At 63.5% G+C, this 14,982-nt stretch carries 14 protein-coding genes and 1 pseudogene; 8 read left to right on the top strand and 7 right to left on the bottom strand.

Translation table 11 applies throughout. The features are described 5' to 3' along the window. Positions 1–12 precede the first annotated feature (12 nt). The 4 genes from MSTE_RS21525 to MSTE_RS21510 form a co-directional block, all read right to left on the bottom strand. Complete coding sequence (locus MSTE_RS21525; protein ID WP_231896935.1) at positions 13–1,215, bottom strand: DUF7373 family lipoprotein; 1,203 nt, start codon at positions 1,213–1,215, stop codon at positions 13–15. A 73-nt stretch (positions 1,216–1,288) separates the two neighbouring features. Beyond that, the gene (locus tag MSTE_RS21520; protein ID WP_096504260.1) at positions 1,289–2,089 is read right to left on the bottom strand and encodes an exodeoxyribonuclease III; all 801 of its coding nucleotides are present in this window, start codon (positions 2,087–2,089) and stop codon (positions 1,289–1,291) included. Between the two features lie 9 nt (positions 2,090–2,098). After that, positions 2,099–2,998 (bottom strand): N-acetylglutamate synthase, CG3035 family, encoded by a 900-nt coding sequence (locus tag MSTE_RS21515; RefSeq protein ID WP_096504258.1) that lies wholly within the window; start codon positions 2,996–2,998, stop codon positions 2,099–2,101. Between the two features lie 14 nt (positions 2,999–3,012). After that, positions 3,013–3,606 carry a peptide deformylase gene (locus MSTE_RS21510; RefSeq protein ID WP_096504256.1) on the bottom strand — a complete coding sequence of 198 codons (594 nt, stop codon included), beginning with the start codon at positions 3,604–3,606 and terminating at the stop codon, positions 3,013–3,015. Between the two features lie 177 nt (positions 3,607–3,783). Here MSTE_RS21510 and MSTE_RS21505 point away from each other — a divergent pair, with 177 nt between their 5' ends. The 4 genes from MSTE_RS21505 (at position 3,784) to MSTE_RS21490 (ending at position 6,558) form a co-directional block, all read left to right on the top strand. Then, on the top strand, positions 3,784–4,131 hold the full coding sequence (locus MSTE_RS21505) for a DUF3263 domain-containing protein (RefSeq protein ID WP_096504254.1): 348 nt from the start codon (positions 3,784–3,786) through the stop codon (positions 4,129–4,131). A 61-nt stretch (positions 4,132–4,192) separates the two neighbouring features. Further along, positions 4,193–4,657, top strand: coding sequence for a LytR C-terminal domain-containing protein (locus MSTE_RS21500; protein ID WP_078290226.1), 465 nt, complete (start codon positions 4,193–4,195; stop codon positions 4,655–4,657). A gap of 51 nt (positions 4,658–4,708) precedes the next feature. Then, positions 4,709–5,428, top strand: coding sequence for a superoxide dismutase[Cu-Zn] (gene sodC / locus MSTE_RS21495; RefSeq protein ID WP_162291492.1), 720 nt, complete (start codon positions 4,709–4,711; stop codon positions 5,426–5,428). Between the two features lie 8 nt (positions 5,429–5,436). After that, complete coding sequence (locus tag MSTE_RS21490; protein WP_096504252.1) at positions 5,437–6,558, top strand: glutamate--cysteine ligase; 1,122 nt, start codon at positions 5,437–5,439, stop codon at positions 6,556–6,558. On the opposite strand, the gene cysC is transcribed toward MSTE_RS21490, so the two are convergent. The 3 genes from cysC to MSTE_RS21475 all read right to left on the bottom strand — a co-directional run bounded on the left by cysC (position 6,555) and on the right by MSTE_RS21475 (position 10,504). After that, a complete protein-coding gene (gene cysC, locus MSTE_RS21485; RefSeq protein WP_096504250.1) occupies positions 6,555–8,456 on the bottom strand; it encodes an adenylyl-sulfate kinase in 1,902 nt (633 codons plus the stop codon). The two genes, MSTE_RS21490 and cysC, sit on opposite strands and share 4 nt — an antisense overlap. Next, on the bottom strand, positions 8,456–9,409 hold the full coding sequence (gene cysD, locus MSTE_RS21480; RefSeq protein ID WP_096504248.1) for a sulfate adenylyltransferase subunit CysD: 954 nt from the start codon (positions 9,407–9,409) through the stop codon (positions 8,456–8,458). Before cysD ends, cysC begins: the two co-directional genes overlap by 1 nt. A gap of 171 nt (positions 9,410–9,580) precedes the next feature. Further along, the gene (locus tag MSTE_RS21475) at positions 9,581–10,504 is read right to left on the bottom strand and encodes an IclR family transcriptional regulator (protein ID WP_096504246.1); all 924 of its coding nucleotides are present in this window, start codon (positions 10,502–10,504) and stop codon (positions 9,581–9,583) included. Between the two features lie 119 nt (positions 10,505–10,623). Between MSTE_RS21475 and MSTE_RS21470 the strand changes: the two genes are divergently transcribed. The 4 genes and pseudogenes from MSTE_RS21470 (at position 10,624) to MSTE_RS21455 (ending at position 14,982) form a co-directional block, all read left to right on the top strand. Then, the gene (locus MSTE_RS21470; RefSeq protein WP_096504244.1) at positions 10,624–11,796 is read left to right on the top strand and encodes a DUF1214 domain-containing protein; all 1,173 of its coding nucleotides are present in this window, start codon (positions 10,624–10,626) and stop codon (positions 11,794–11,796) included. Further along, complete coding sequence (locus MSTE_RS21465; protein WP_096504242.1) at positions 11,796–12,581, top strand: SDR family oxidoreductase; 786 nt, start codon at positions 11,796–11,798, stop codon at positions 12,579–12,581. The genes MSTE_RS21470 and MSTE_RS21465 overlap by 1 nt, the downstream gene beginning before the upstream one ends. Positions 12,582–12,598: 17 nt before the next feature. After that, entirely contained in the window at positions 12,599–13,762 is a 1,164-nt protein-coding gene (locus tag MSTE_RS21460; protein WP_096504240.1) for a sulfotransferase family protein, read from the top strand. Next, a pseudogene (locus MSTE_RS21455) lies at positions 13,759–14,982 on the top strand (FAD/NAD(P)-binding protein). The gene MSTE_RS21460 and the pseudogene MSTE_RS21455 overlap by 4 nt, the downstream one beginning before the upstream one ends.

The raw sequence follows: 14,982 nt of genomic DNA, 5'->3' as shown, positions 1-14,982 counted from the left end.
AGCTGATTTCTGTTAGCTAAGCCGGTTCCGCTGATCCTGTACCCGTTGGCCGATCACCGACCGCGCGCCCTGCACCCATGCGACATACCGCCCCTGCTGGAACAGACATGTCAAGAGCGGGTCGTCATCCGTCCCCGATTTGTACTGCAGGCATTCCGCGTTCGGCACGGTGGATGGCGCGCTCGGCGGGCCGTAATCCTTCCTGTCCAGTAACTCGGGTCGCAGGGCATCCAGTAGACGCTTCGCGCCGATCTCATCGGCCGCGCGTGTCACTCGACTGCTGTCGGCGACGATGAACCGGTCAACGCCGGTCTCTCGATAGATCTCAAGCCACGCCGGGATGTCGGTGTGAAACAGCGCCGCACCACGCGCGTCGAAGACAGCGCCGCTACCACTGGGGTTGAACGAGGTCTTGTCGGTGGCGAGCTTGAGCAAGGATCCGTCGGGGTCGAAAGGCGATGTGAGCGAGCTCAATTGGCTAACCGGGGTGGGTGTGAAGTGCTCCAGCTCCTGGAGTTGCCGGGTCAGGTAGCGGGACAGGATTTCGACGCTCTCGACGTCTGGTTGCTGACTGACGTCAACCCGCACCACGAGTGGCCCACGTTGGAGATACGCCACGGTTTCCGCGTAGACGGACTGGCCGTAGTTCTTGTGTGTGGCGTACGCCTTGGCGGCCGGAAAGCCTGGAATCTCCACGGTCTCGACGCGTTTGGATTCGCCGGGATCCAGTTGGTTTCGGAGGCTGTATAGGGCTTCGGTCGCCGCTGCCGCGGACGCGTCGTCTTTGAACAGCCGGATCTTGACTCCCAGTAGGGCGGTGGCGTCGTTGTTCGGAGTAATCGGCTCGCGCGAGAGGCTGATGCCGGTTATGTATCCGTAGTCGAGCAGCTCGTCAGAGTTATCCCGCCGATAGAGCAGAGTCGGCCAACCCGTGCTGTTGAATCGGCCGTCGACGATCGTCGGTGCCACGATCGACCCGGAGAGCCGGATCGCCTCGTAGAACAGATACTTGAGCTTGACGTCTCCGATGTTGCCGGTCGGAGGCGGCGGCGGAACCGTGGGCCGCGGTTTCGTCGTCGCGGTGGTGGTGGTTGACGGCGTCGGTCCCATCGGTGTCTCTCCGTTGGTCACGATCTCGATGCCGTCGGGCGGTGACGCACAGGCGGTCATGGTGAGCATCAGAGCGATCGCCAACGTCTGGAACCGGCGCATCATGCGCTACCCCCTCGATCAGTAGTTCGTTGAGGGTAGCGCGGGCAGGATTTGTTGCGGGAACTTCGCGCCGGTATCAGTCCAGATCGACGACGACCGGAGCATGGTCGCTCGCGCCCTTGCCCTTGCGTTCCTCACGGTCGATATGGGCGTCGCCCACCCGCTTGGCGAATTCCGGTGAGCCGAGGACGAAGTCGATGCGCATCCCGCGCTTCTTGGGAAAGCTCAGTTGCGTGTAATCCCAGTAGGTGTACACGCCCGGACCGGGGGTGAACGGCCGCACCACATCGGCGAATCCGGCGTCGTTCATCGCGGTGAACGCGGTGCGCTCCGGCTCGGACACGTGGGTGCTGCCCTCATAGGCTTCGACGCTCCAGATGTCGTCGTCGGTGGGCGCGATGTTCCAGTCGCCCACCAGCGCCACCTGTGCCGCGGGATCGGCTGCGAGCCAGCCGGCGGCCTCGTCACGTAGGGCAGAGAGCCACCGCAGCTTGTACTGGTAGTGCGGATCCTGCAGCGTCCGTCCGTTCGGGACATACAGGCTCCACACCCGCACGCCGTTGCAGGTGGCACCCAGCGCGCGGGCCTCGGCGGCCTCTTCGACATCCGGGCCGGACGCCCACCCGGGCTGCCCCTCGAATCCCACGGTCACATCGTCCAGCCCGACCCGTGAGGCGATGGCCACCCCGTTCCACTGGCTGAGCCCCACGTGTGCCACCTCGTATCCGGCATCGGTGAACGCCTGCATGGGGAACTGCTTGTCGGAGCACTTGGTCTCCTGCATCGCGAGCACATCGGTGCCGGAGCGTTCCAGCCAGGAAATCACCCTGTCGGCACGGGCGCGGATGGAGTTCACATTCCAGGTGGCCAATCGCATGACGTCACCCTACTTTTCGATGCTGACAGCCTCGATGTGTGCATACCGATACCGGTGTTGTTCGGTAAAACCCAAGGTTGGGTACAGCGCGAGCGCCGCCGCGTTCTCCGCCCGTACCTGGACGTATGCGCGGCGCGCACCCTGCGCGGCTCCCCAGCCCAGCAGTACCTCACACACCTGTCTGGCCAGCCCCCGGCGTCGATGGGTCTCGGCCACCCGCACCGCGGAAATGCCGAGCCAGCCCTCGGTAACGGCACCGCGTGCGATGGCGACGGCGGGACCGCCATCGGTGACGGAAGCAAAGCCCAGCGTCCCGTCGACCACGGCGGTCAGCACCGGCACCGTCAAGGGGTGGTTATCTCCATGCAGGGCAAGCCAACCCGACTGCGGTACCGGAGGCAGGGCCGGGTCACTCGGCGCGCCCAGATCGCGCACCATCACCACGGTTTCACCGCTCGTCACCAGTGCCTCGGGTGGATGCACCAACCGGTCGGGCAGGCACAGCACGGTGGGCAGCCGGTGCGCGGAATACCAGGCGCCCACATCGCCGAGTGAACGAGGTGACGCCGAATGCTCCAGGGGCACAGCAGAGTTGCCGCGATGTGTGTATCCGCCCGAGGCCCGGACGAACCAGCCACCCACCCAAGAGTGTTCGACACCCGGCCAGGCGAAGGCCGCGGCCCGCTGCGCAGATCTGATGTCCCGGTTCAGCACCGGAACCGGCGGCAATACGCGCACCGAGACGATATCAAGGGGTGAAATATCCACCACCGCACCGGATTTATGTAGTACGCGTACCGCCGGATGCGTAGCCATCAGCTCGCCGACGGTATCGGTGAACGGGGGCACCGAGCCCGCGGGCCGACGGCTGCGGATGGCGACCCGCGTACCAAGTTCGGGCAGGGACATGGTGCCGGGTCGCTCTAGTGCCCGAACGGATCAGCGACTTGTCCTGGCATCCAACTCAATCCGGGCACACCCCAACCGTTGGACTTGACCGCGCGTTTGGCCGCGCGGGCGTTCCGGCCGATCAGTGTGTCTATGTAAAGGAATCCGTCGAGGTGCCCTGTTTCGTGCTGCAGCATGCGCGCGAACAGATCGTTGCCCTCCAGAGTGATCTCTTTGCCGTCGGCGTCCAGGCCGGTGACCCGTGCCCAGTCCGCACGTCCGGTGGGGAAGGACTCGCCGGGTACCGACAGGCAACCCTCTTCGTCGTCATCCGGGTCGGGCATCGTCTCGGGGATCGCGGAGGTTTCCAGGACCGGGTTGATCACCACGCCGCGATGGCGGGTTCCGCCGCCGCGGGTGTCGGCGCAGTCGTAGACGAACAGGCGCAGGGGCACGCCGATCTGGTTGGCGGCGAGCCCGACGCCGTTGGCGGCGTCCATGGTCTCGTACATGTTCGCGATCAGCTCGGGGAGATCGTCGGGTAGCGAACCGTCGGGACCGACCGGCACGGGCTCGGTAGGCGTATGCAGCACCGGGTCGCCGACAATGCGGATAGGGACAATAGCCACGGAAGGCAAGCTATCGGCTTGGTATTGAGAGCCGACGCGCGGGGTTGGCTAGCCGGAGTTGCGGTTTGAGCGTGGTTAAATATCGCCGAACCACAGTGTTGTTATTTTCAGTGTTGCAGTGAACGCGATCGATCAAGAGACAAGACGACAAACGCCCCGGTTGGGTCAGGAGCTTTTATGGACGGCGCCCAGGCGCGAGCTGAGCAGTCAAAGGCTGCAGATGCTGGTCAGGACTCGCCTGCCGTCGGCTCAGACGGAGTCGAGATCGCGGCCGGCTTGAGTCGGCGCGAGCACGACATTCTGGCCTTCGAGCGGCAGTGGTGGAAGTACGCGGGTTCCAAGGAAGACGCCATCAAGGAGCTCTTCGGCATGTCGGCCACCCGCTACTACCAGGTATTGAATGCGCTGGTAGATCGTCAAGAGGCCCTGGCTGCCGACCCGATGCTGGTCAAACGGCTCCGCCGGCTGCGTGCAAGCCGCCAGAAGGCCCGCGCCGCGCGCCGCCTGGGGTTTGAGGTCACATAGCTGTCTCGGCGCGGCCGGCTGAATAGGCGCTGGCGCCCTCGGACCGTAGAGTGGATTCACAATGAACGAACGCGTACCCGATTCTCATGGCCTGCCGCTACGCGCCATGGTGATGGTGCTGCTGTTTCTCGGAGTGATTTTCCTGCTCGTCGGGTTCAACGCTCTCGGATCGGATAAGTCCGCATCGTCGGACTCGACGTCCACATCGGTCAGCGCCGCCGCAGCCCCCAAGTCGACGACACCGCCGCCCGCACCGAAGCCGGAGGTTCGTGTGTACAACACCACCTCGGTGCCCGACCTGGCGCGGGGCGCCGCCGACCAGGTCGCGGCCGCAGGCTGGAAGGTGGCCGAAGTGGGCAACCTGCCGATGCCCGAGGTGAACGTCACGACCGTCTTCTTCGGCAAGACCGCCGGAGAAGAAGAGGCCGCCCACGAAATCGCCAAGGTGCTCGGTGTTCAGGCCGCACCGCGTGCACCCGAGCTCGTGGAACAGCCGCCGGGTGTCGTTGTCGCTGTCGCCATCTGACCGATCTGACGGATCGGCACTGCGGGTGCTACACGCCGTAGGAGAGATGGCATGATGAGGCCCATGGTTAAGCCCGCCGTTGTCGCCGCCGGAACCCTTGCTGCCGTTGCCTTGTCCCTGAGCGGATGCTCCCCGGATCAGCCCGCCAGCACCACCCCGGGCACCACCCCTCCGGTCTGGACCGGTTCTACCGCGCCGTCGACCGCGGGCGAGCATGGCGGACATGGAGGCGGCGAGCGGCCGATCCCTTCGGGCGAGAAACTCAACGCCACGCTCAAGCTTGCCGACGGCACATCGGTGGCGTCCGCGGAATTCGTCTTCCAGGACGGGCACGCCATCGTCACCGTGAAGACCACCGAGAACGGCAAGCTCACCCCGGGTTTCCATGGGCTGCACATTCACTCCTACAAGAAGTGCGAACCCAACTCGACCGCGCCGGCCGGCGGCACCCCGGGTGACTTCCTCTCCGCGGGCGGACATTTCAACGTTCCCGGTTACACCGGTCATCCGTCCAGCGGCGACCTGGTGTCACTGAACATCCTCAAGGACGGCTCCGGTGAGCTGGTTACCACCGCGGACTCGTTCACCAAGGACGATCTGACTGCTGGCAACGGCACCTCGATCATCATCCACGAGAAGGCCGACAACTTCGCCAACATTCCGCCCGAGCGGTACACCCAGGCCAACGGCACGGCAGGTCCCGATGACACCACGAAGTCGACGGGTGATGCGGGCAAGCGTGTGGCCTGCGGTCTCATCGACGCGGGCTAGCTGCCAGAGTGGCCCGCCCGATCGAATTTCGCGGGTCACCGCGACCCACGCTGGGCGTTGAGTGGGAATTCGCGCTCGTCGACGCCCAGACCAGAGACCTCACCAACGAGGCCTCCGCGGTATTGAAGGCGATCGGCGAGACACCGCATGTGCACAAGGAGCTGCTGCGTAACACCATCGAGGTGGTAACCGGCATCTGTGGGACGGTCGCCGAGGCGATGGACGACCTGCAGACAACTCTCGCTACCGTGCGACCGACCGTGCAGTCGATGGGCATGGAGCTGTTCTGCGCCGGAACGCATCCCTTCGCTCGTTGGTCGGCGCAGCAGCTCACCGATGCGCCGCGATACGACGAGCTGATTGCCCGCACCCAATGGTGGGGGCGTCAGATGCTGATCTGGGGTGTGCACGTGCACGTCGGTATCTCCTCCAAGCACAAGGTGATGCCGATCGTCACGTCGATGCTCAACTACTACCCGCACCTTTTGGCGCTGTCTGCGTCGTCCCCGATGTGGGAGGGGCAGGACACCGGATACGCCAGTAACCGGGCCATGATGTTTCAGCAGTTGCCTACTGCCGGTCTGCCGTTCCACTTTCAGACCTGGGAGCAGTTCGAGGGCTTCGTAGATGATCAGATGAAGACCGGAATCATCGACCAACTCAACGAAATCCGTTGGGATATCCGGCCTTCACCGGCGCTGGGCACCGTCGAGATCCGGATCTTCGACGGGATCTCCAACGTCGCCGAACTCGAGGCGCTGGTGGCACTGACACACTGCCTGGTGGTGGACTTGGACCGCAAGCTGGAGGCAGGAGAGTCGTTGCCCACGATGCCGCCCTGGCATGTGCAGGAAAATAAGTGGCGCAGTGCGCGTTACGGGCTCGACGCGGTCATCATCCTGGATGAGGACAGCAATGAGAGATTGGTGACCGAGGACCTCGACGATCTGCTGACTCGGCTGCAACCCATCGCGCGGCTGCTGGAATGCGAGACCGAGCTGGCCGCCGTGGAGGATATCTACCGCCACGGTGGGTCGTATCAGCGTCAGCGGCGCGTGGCCGAAGAGCATGACGGCGACTTGGGTGCGGTCGTGGACTCGGTGGTCAACGAATTGGAAACCGAGCGCTAGACAGACAACCAGTACTCCAGGATCGCGGCCGCCTGCTGCTCTGGATTGCCTTCCTGCGGGCGCAACACCAACTCGGCGCTCACCGGGGCCTCGTAGGGTGCGTTGACTCCGGTGAAATCGCTGATCTCCCCGGCACGGGCCTTGGCGTACATGCCCTTCGGGTCGCGCTGCTCGCAGACCTCCACGGGAGTGTCGACGAATACCTCGACGAACGGCAACCCGGCCTTGTCGTGCTGGGCCCGGATTTTGTCCCGATCGGCCTGATACGGACTGATGAGTGCGGCCACCGCGACGACCCCAGAATCGGAAAGAATCTGGGCGACGGCACCCACGCGGCGTACGTTTTCGGCGCGGTCGGCCGCCGAGAATCCGAGGTCCGCATTGAGGCCATGTCGCAGGTTGTCGCCATCGAGCCGGTAGGCGGGGATACCCATCGCCACCAGTCGCCTCTCCAATTCAACTGCCACGGTGGATTTTCCGGATGCGGAGAGTCCGGTGATCCATATCGTCCCACCCTTGGTGGAGCGTTCCTCGCGAGAAACCGCCGACGAGTGCCAGACCACCTTGGACTGGTGCAGAGTCGGGCCGGAGATCATGCCGGCGGCGACCGTGTTGTTGGTGGCCTCGTCGACCAGGATGAAGCTGCCGGTAGTCCGGTTGCGTCGGTAGGGATCGAACATGATCGGTCGCTGCAGTCGCAACTGCACACGTCCGATCTCGTTGAGCTTCAGTTCTTTTGCTTCCTGATCCCTGTGCAGGCTGTTCACGTCGAGCCGGTAGTCGAGGCCGGCAACAGCGACCTTCACGGTCGAGTTGGCGTGTTGCATCACGAATCGCGATCCCTCGGAGAGGGCGGACACGTCGGTGAACCAGCACACCATGGCATCGATCTGGCCACCTACCAGTGGCCGGTTGTTCGGCCGGCAGAGCATGTCGCCCCGGCCCAGGTCCAGCTGGTCGGCAAGTTGCACGCTCACCGCGCTTCCGGCGAAGGCCTCATCCACGACCGCACCGCCCGGACCCCAGATCGCCGATACGGTTGAGGTGAAACCTGATGGCAGCGCCACGATCTCGTCGCCAGGCTTGAACACACCGCTGGCGACGGTTCCGGCCACGGCTCGAAAGTCGTGCAGATCGGTGATGTGCTCGGCGCCCGGTGCCGCCGCACCGCCCTGAGGGCGGATGACGTACTGGATGGGGAAGCGCGCGTCGATCAGGTTGCGGTCTGACGAAATATGTACCTGCTCAATATGATGCAACAACGACGGACCCTCGTACCACGGAGTGTTCGTGGATCGGGTGACGATGTTGTCGCCGAGAAGTGCCGACACCGGAATGACGGTGAGGTCATGCAGTTCCAGTTTGGTGGCGAATCTGCGGAATTCTTCTTTGATTTCGTCGAAGCGCTGAGGTGACCAGTCGACCAGGTCCATCTTGTTGATGCACAGCACCACGTGCTCGACACCGAGCAGCGAGGTGATAAACGCGTGTCGGCGCGTCTGTTGTGTCAGCCCGTTGCGGGCATCGACCAGAATGATCGCCAGGTCTGCGGTCGAGGCGCCGGTCACCATGTTACGGGTGTACTGTTCATGCCCCGGGGTGTCCGCAATGATGAATTTGCGTGCGGGCGTGGAGAAATAGCGGTGCGCGACGTCGATGGTGATGCCCTGCTCACGCTCGGCACGCAGGCCGTCGGTGAGTAGTGCCAGGTTGGTATGCGTCTCTCCCTTGGCCTTGCTGCTGGCTTCCACGGCGGCCAACTGATCGGCGAAGATCGACTTCGAGTCGTACAGCAGACGACCGATGAGGGTGGACTTGCCGTCGTCGACGCTTCCTGCTGTGGCGATGCGGATGAGCTCCTGGGCAGGTTCGGTGGTTTCGATAGTCTGCGGGCTCATCAGAAATACCCTTCTTTCTTACGGTCTTCCATACCGGCTTCGGAGATCCGATCGTCGGCGCGGGTGGCTCCCCGCTCGGTGATGCGGGTTGCGGCAACCTCTTCCACTACCGCGCTGGGAGTCGACGCGACAGACTCCACAGCGCCCGTGCACGTCGCGTCACCGATCGTGCGGAACCGAACCGATTTCTCGACGAGCTCCTCGCCCGGCTGCAGGGTGAGGAACCTAGTGTCTGCCAATAGCATTCCGTCGCGCTCCACCACATTGCGCTTATGTGCGTAGTACAGCGGAGGTAGCGTGATGTTCTCCGATTCGATGTACTGCCAGATATCCAGCTCGGTCCAGTTGGACAACGGGAACACCCGGATGTGCTCACCCTTGCGGTGGCGACCGTTGTAGATGTTCCAGAGTTCTGGGCGCTGTGCGCGCGGATCCCATTGGCCGAACTCATCACGGAAGCTGAACACCCGCTCCTTGGCGCGGGCCTTCTCCTCGTCGCGGCGCGCGCCGCCGAACACGGCGTCGAAGCGGTGCTCGTTGATGCTGCGTAGCAGGGTCGCGGTCTGCAGGCGGTTGCGCGTGGCACCCGGTCCGGTCTCCTCGACGACGGCACCCGAGTCGATGTCGTCTTGCACACGGCCGATTTCCAGCCGCAGGTTGTAGCGGCCAACGGTCTCGTCGCGGAAGACGATGACCTCGTCGAAGTTATGCCCGGTGTCGATGTGCATGACGGGGAAGGGCAGCGGCGATGGCCAGAACGCCTTGGCCGCGACGTGGAGCATGACCACGGAATCCTTGCCGCCGGAGAAGAGCAGCACCGGCCTTTCGAAAGTGGCGGCGACTTCGCGGAAGATGTAGACAGCCTCGGCTTCCAGGGCGTTCAAGTGCGATAACTCGTACGACTCTGCTGGTGATGAGCCTCTTGGGCGAAGAACATCGGGCGATGTCGGCATTCGATTACTCCATCTCGTTCCAAATATGTACCGTGTCGGTTCGTATTCGGTCCAGCCCAGACTAGAACGCGTTCTCGTTAGGTGTCAATGGGATGTGGCGACAAAACCGCCGAGTGTGGGCGGTGATGCGCACACTCGGCGGAGAGGGAAGGGCGGTGAGAAACGGTGGAGCTAAGCGGGCTTGGTGCCGCCGATGTGTTCGGTGATTCCGTCCGCGGTGTGTACCAGAGCCTTGGCCCGCACGGTGATCTCCGCGTCGGTGAGGTCATCGCCGATGTAGAGGCTAGCGACCATTGCCTGCTTGCCGTTGTGGTCGTAGACCGGTGCCGACATGACGTTTACCCGGTGGCGTACTTTCGCCCCCGAGCCGACCGTGTAATTCTCGCTGCGTAGGTAGACCCGTTCGCCGATTCCCGACACGATCTCGCCGAGGAGGGCGCGTAGCTCGTTGGGGATGTCGCCGGGCACTCCGGCCATGAGTGAGTACAGCTGCCGTCCGGCGGGGGTCAACAGTTCGACGAGGTAGCCGTCGGCGCGGCATTCCTCGATCACCTTGCGCAGTCGATCATCTGCGGTCCGGCCGGGCGCGGTCGGATCTTTGCCCAGCCAGGAGGCGATGGTTTCGTCGGTGTCCCAGAGCACGAACATCAGGCCCACCGGTGGAGTGAACGGATAACTCTGGCCTACCTCGACCCGGACCGGGTGGTCGGGGTCGCTGACCACCTCCAGCACGGTGACCCGATCGCTGACGACGGCGGACAACGCCGCGGTATGTCCGAATTCTCGAGTAAGCGTGAGCAATTGGTCGCGGCTCGCGGGCTTGGCACGCAGCGATTCCTGGGCGGCTCTGCCGACACGGATGAGCGCCGGGCCCAGGCTGTACGTCTTGTCGCGGTCGTCCCGGATGAGGTACCCGGACTCGGCCAGGGTGGTCACGATGCCCAGGCAGGTGGGCTTGCTCAGTCCCAACCGGCGCGCCAATTCGGAAAGTCCGAAGCGCTCGGTGCGGTGCCGCGCCAGGAAATCGAGTACGGCCATCACGCGTTCGGTAGGGGGCGACGTCCTGCCTGCCCCGTTGTCCCGTTCCTCGACCACCGGCGAAACCTCCTGTGCCCCTGTGTAGATCCTGACATTCTTGACGTACCTGGCGGGGCGCTCTAATGTCTGGAGGGATTCTACCACTGCGGTACACATTTGTACCAGTCTGGAGCGCCATGTACAGCGAGGCATTCACCGCCGCGATCGCGGAAGCCGAGGAGCTGATTGTGGCCGCACCCCACATCGACACCGAGGCCGACCTGCTCGAGGGGCTTCAGTATCTGGCGCAGGGGATTGCGGCCTGTACGCACATGGCGTTTCACACCGACCGCGATCACCCATTCCTTCTTTCCGGCACGGGGCCGTTCACGAAAATGGGATTGGACAACCCCGACACCCTCTATTTCGGCGCGCGGGTCAACGGCGAGTACGAGTATGTGGTCACCGGAACGCGGGGCACCACCGCCGATTTGAGCTTCCAGGTGCTCGGCGGCGGTGATTACACGGACAAGAACGTGCCGGGAAGTGCCATCGCCTTCGATGATCGCGAAATTCATATCGAGAGCGACGGCAGCTTCGAAGTCCGCTTTGGCCCCGGACCGGCAAGTGGATCGCGACCCAACTACTTCACCCTCGGCCCGGGGCCGGCACAGCTGGTCATGCGTGAGGTGTACAGCGACTGGCGTGCGCAGCGCGGCACCCTCGCCATCGCGCGGGTGGACACCGCGGGCACGGCGCCGGCCCCGCTGACCAAGGAACAGATCGAAAAGCGTTACGCCAGTGCTGGTAAGCAGCTGGTGAACCGCGTCAAGACGTGGCTGCAATTCCCCAAATGGTTCTACGACAATCTGCCCGTCAACACCATGACCGAGCCGCGACTCACGCCCGGTGGTCTGGCCACCCAGTTCTCCTCGGTGGGGCACTATGACCTGGCCGACGACCAGGCGATGATCATCACCGTCCCCAAGTCCGATGCGCCGTATCAGGGTTTTCAGCTCGGAAGCCTGTGGTACATCTCGCTCGATTACATCAACCATCAGACCTCGCTGAATTCCAGCCAGGCTCAGGTTGACCCGGATGGCAACATCCGAATGGTGGTGAGTAACGCCAATCCCGGTGTCGCCAACTGGATTGAGACTCTGGGGCATCGCCGTGCATACCTCCAGTTCCGGTGGCAGCGGGCCGACCGTACGCTTACGGCCGCCGATGGTCCGACGGTCGAGGTGGTCGCAATCGGTGATGTCCCCGCGAAACTGCCGCATTACGCGCTGAATAAGATCAGCGCGGAGGGTTGGTGCAGTCGCATTGCCGAACGCCAGACCGCCATCGGGGCAAGGATGTTGGGCTGATGAGTCTCCTCGACTTTGACGGCAAGGTTGTCGTGGTGTCCGGTATCGGCCCGGGGCTGGGCGGCGCACTGGCCACCAAGTTCGCCGCGGCCGGTGCCGATGTCGTTCTCGCGGCACGCACCCAATCGCGCCTCGACGAGGCGGCCGAACAGATCACCGCTACCGGGCGCAAGGCCCTTGCGGTGGCCACGGATATCACCGATGAGGCCAGTGTCGCCAACCTTGTCGAACGTGCCACCGAAACCTTCGGAAGCATCGACGTCCTTGTCAACAACGCCTTCAGCATTCCTTCGATGAAATCTCTGGAGAAGACGGACTATCAGCATATTCGCGATAGCGTCGAACTCACGGTGGTCGGCACGCTGCGGCTGACGCAGGGCTTTGCGAGCGCGCTCGCCCAATCGAACGGGGCGGTGGTCAACATCAACTCGATGGTCATCCGGCACTCGCAGATTCGTTACGGCAGTTACAAGATCGCCAAGTCCGCGCTGCTGGCCATGTCCCAATCGTTGGCCACCGAATTAGGACCGCAGGGAGTTCGGGTGAACTCGGTGGTACCCGGATACATGTGGAGTGAGAACCTCAAGGGCTACTTCGAGCATCAGGCCAAGAAGTATGGCGGCACCGTCGAGCAGATTTACGAATACACGGCCGCGAACTCCGATCTCAAACGGCTACCGACCACCGATGAGGTGGCCAACGCCGTGCTGTTCCTTGCGTCCAACCTGGCGAGCGGGATCACCGGCCAGGCCCTCGATGTCAACTGCGGCGAGTTCCACGCTTAGCCACAAGGAGAATTCACATGAGTCTGGAATCAAACACAGAGCGCACCAGCGTCGGCACCGTCGACGACCTGCACGAGTCGGCCACGCGGCTGATCGGACTGGACGACTTCGGGGACGGGTCCGTCGACAACTACCGTGAAGCGCTCGGGGTGCTGCTCGACTCCTATCACAGCGAAGCCGGTCTTACCCCGTTGGGCTCCAAGATGTCTCGGGTGTTCCTGCGTGGTGCGCTGGGCGCACGGTTACTCAGCGAAGCGGCCTTCAAAGCGCACCCCGACCACGCGCAGGTCGCCATCGATCGGCCCATCTTTGTCACCGGTCTACCGCGCACGGGCACCACCGCGCTGCACCGCCTCCTCAACGCTGATCCGATGCATCAGGGGCTGGAGATGTGGCTGGCCGACTTCCCACAGCCTCGACCGGCGCGCGATACCTGGGATGCCAAGCCGGTGTACCAACAGTTGGAGGCGCAGTTCTCCAAGCATCATGTGGAGAACCCGGAATTCATGGGCCTGCATTACATGTCGGCCACCGAGGTCGAGGAATGCTGGCAGCTTCTGCGACAGTCGGTGCACTCGGTTTCGTATGAGTGTCTTGCGCACGTGCCCTCCTACGCACAGTGGTTGTCGCAGCAGGACTGGACCCCGGCGTACCGCCGTTATAAGGCCAACTTGCAGCTGATCGGTCTCAATGACATCGAAAAGCGTTGGGTGCTCAAGAATCCGAGTCATCTTTTCGCCCTTGATGCGCTCATGGAGGTGTACCCGGATGCATTGGTCATCCAGACGCACCGCCCCGCCGAGACCATCATTGCCTCGGTCTGCTCGCTCAACGAGCATGCGACGGCAGGCTGGTCGCAGACCTTTGTCGGTGCCACCCTCGGCGCTGATCAGCTGGATACCTGGGCCCGGGGCCTGGAGTCGTTCAAATCCGCGCGCACCAAGTACGACGAGGCGCAGTTCTGCGATGTCGACTACTTCGACTTCATCTCCGATCCGATCGGCACCGTTGAATCCATATACCGACACTTTGGATTGGAGCTGTCGGCGTCAGCTCTGGTGGAGATGCAGAAGATGAACGACGAGAGTCAAAAGGGCCCGCGCGCGCCCAAGCATGTCTACTCGCTCGCCGACTATGGGCTGAGTAAAGAAGTGGTGATGGAGCGCTTCGCGGGACTGTGACCCGTGTCGCCGTAGTGGGCGCCGGCGCGGCGGGAACGCTTGTCGCCCTGCATCTACTGCGGCGCGATGCCCTCGGGGCGCTTCATCTGACGGTAATCGACCCCGATAGGAGCACCGGGCCAGGAGTTCCCTACCGCACCACAGATCCGCGTCATCTTCTCAATGTTCCGGCGGGCAAGCTCAGTGTCGATGCCGCCGAGCCGTCAGATTTTGTGGCCTGGCTTGCTGAAAACGGCCTACCAGGGATGAGCGCTGAGGATTTCGTTCCGCGAGAGCTGCTCGGACGTTACCTCTCCACTGCCTTCGAAGGAGCACGCGATGCTCGGGTGACTCGAGTCCATCACCGCGCCGTCGCGGTGACTCGGCACGATGGCGAACTCTCGGTTGCTTTATGCAATGGCGACGAGGTGCACGCCGACACCGTGGTGCTGGCGCCCGGGCACACTCGACAACCTTCCCGAGGATGGCGATCTGCTTCTGGTCGGAACCGGTCTGACGATGGCCGATCTGGCCTGCACGCTGCGACGGCCGGGACGAATCCTGCATGCGATATCCCGTGGTGGGCTGCTCCCGAGAGCACATCGAGTGGATCCACACCCTCCGGCGCGGGCTCCGGCGTTCGTTATTGAGCGTGGCGATGTACTGGAGCAGGCCGTGCGTTATGTCCGGGACGTGATATCCGAAGGCGGCGACATGTGTGCGGCCGTGGATGCGCTGCGCCCTCAGGCCGGCGCGCTCTGGGCCGCGATGAGCATCGGTGAACGCGAGTACTTCCTGCGAACGTATCGCAGGCAGTGGGACATCCACCGTCATCGGATGGCGCCGCGCACTGCCGCGCAGATCGACGGGGATATCGCCGAAGGTGCACTGCGTGTTCATCGTGCGGAACTGCAGGATGTTGTTGCATCGGGTTCCGGAGTCGCCGTGACGTTGTCGACAGGGCAGGTGCTCCACGTGTGCGCGGTGATCAATTGCACCGGGCCGCAATACGATCTCACCGCAGGTGCCGATCGGTTGTGGAGCCAACTCCTTGCCGACGGCCTGGCGCGACCCGGCCCACTGAACCTCGGGTTGGACACCGACACTGAAGGAAGGCTGCTGCCTGGAGCGGTGCCGATGTGGGCAATAGGGCCACTTCGGCGTGGAAACCTCTGGGAAACAACGGCATTCGTGGAGATTCGGGCACAGGCGGAAAACTGGCGGCGCTGATAGGGTCGTAA

Origin of the sequence: [Mycobacterium] stephanolepidis, assembly GCF_002356335.1 — a bacterium.
Taxonomy (GTDB): domain Bacteria; phylum Actinomycetota; class Actinomycetes; order Mycobacteriales; family Mycobacteriaceae; genus Mycobacterium; species Mycobacterium stephanolepidis.
This window is presented reverse-complemented; position numbering and strand designations above follow the sequence as displayed.

Bases quoted from the DNA above. Each gene is read 5' to 3' on its own strand.
- MSTE_RS21525 (WP_231896935.1), bottom strand. From the start codon at position 1,215: ATGATGCGCCGGTTCCAGACGTTGGCGATCGCTCTGATGCTCACCATG.
- MSTE_RS21520 (WP_096504260.1), bottom strand. From the start codon at position 2,089: ATGCGATTGGCCACCTGGAATGTGAACTCCATCCGCGCCCGTGCCGAC.
- MSTE_RS21515 (WP_096504258.1), bottom strand. From the start codon at position 2,998: ATGTCCCTGCCCGAACTTGGTACGCGGGTCGCCATCCGCAGCCGTCGG.
- MSTE_RS21505 (WP_096504254.1), top strand. From the start codon at position 3,784: ATGGACGGCGCCCAGGCGCGAGCTGAGCAGTCAAAGGCTGCAGATGCT.
- MSTE_RS21500 (WP_078290226.1), top strand. From the start codon at position 4,193: ATGAACGAACGCGTACCCGATTCTCATGGCCTGCCGCTACGCGCCATG.
- sodC (WP_162291492.1), top strand. From the start codon at position 4,709: ATGATGAGGCCCATGGTTAAGCCCGCCGTTGTCGCCGCCGGAACCCTT.
- cysC (WP_096504250.1), bottom strand. From the start codon at position 8,456: ATGAGCCCGCAGACTATCGAAACCACCGAACCTGCCCAGGAGCTCATC.
- cysD (WP_096504248.1), bottom strand. From the start codon at position 9,409: ATGCCGACATCGCCCGATGTTCTTCGCCCAAGAGGCTCATCACCAGCA.
- MSTE_RS21470 (WP_096504244.1), top strand. From the start codon at position 10,624: ATGTACAGCGAGGCATTCACCGCCGCGATCGCGGAAGCCGAGGAGCTG.
- MSTE_RS21465 (WP_096504242.1), top strand. From the start codon at position 11,796: ATGAGTCTCCTCGACTTTGACGGCAAGGTTGTCGTGGTGTCCGGTATC.
- MSTE_RS21460 (WP_096504240.1), top strand. From the start codon at position 12,599: ATGAGTCTGGAATCAAACACAGAGCGCACCAGCGTCGGCACCGTCGAC.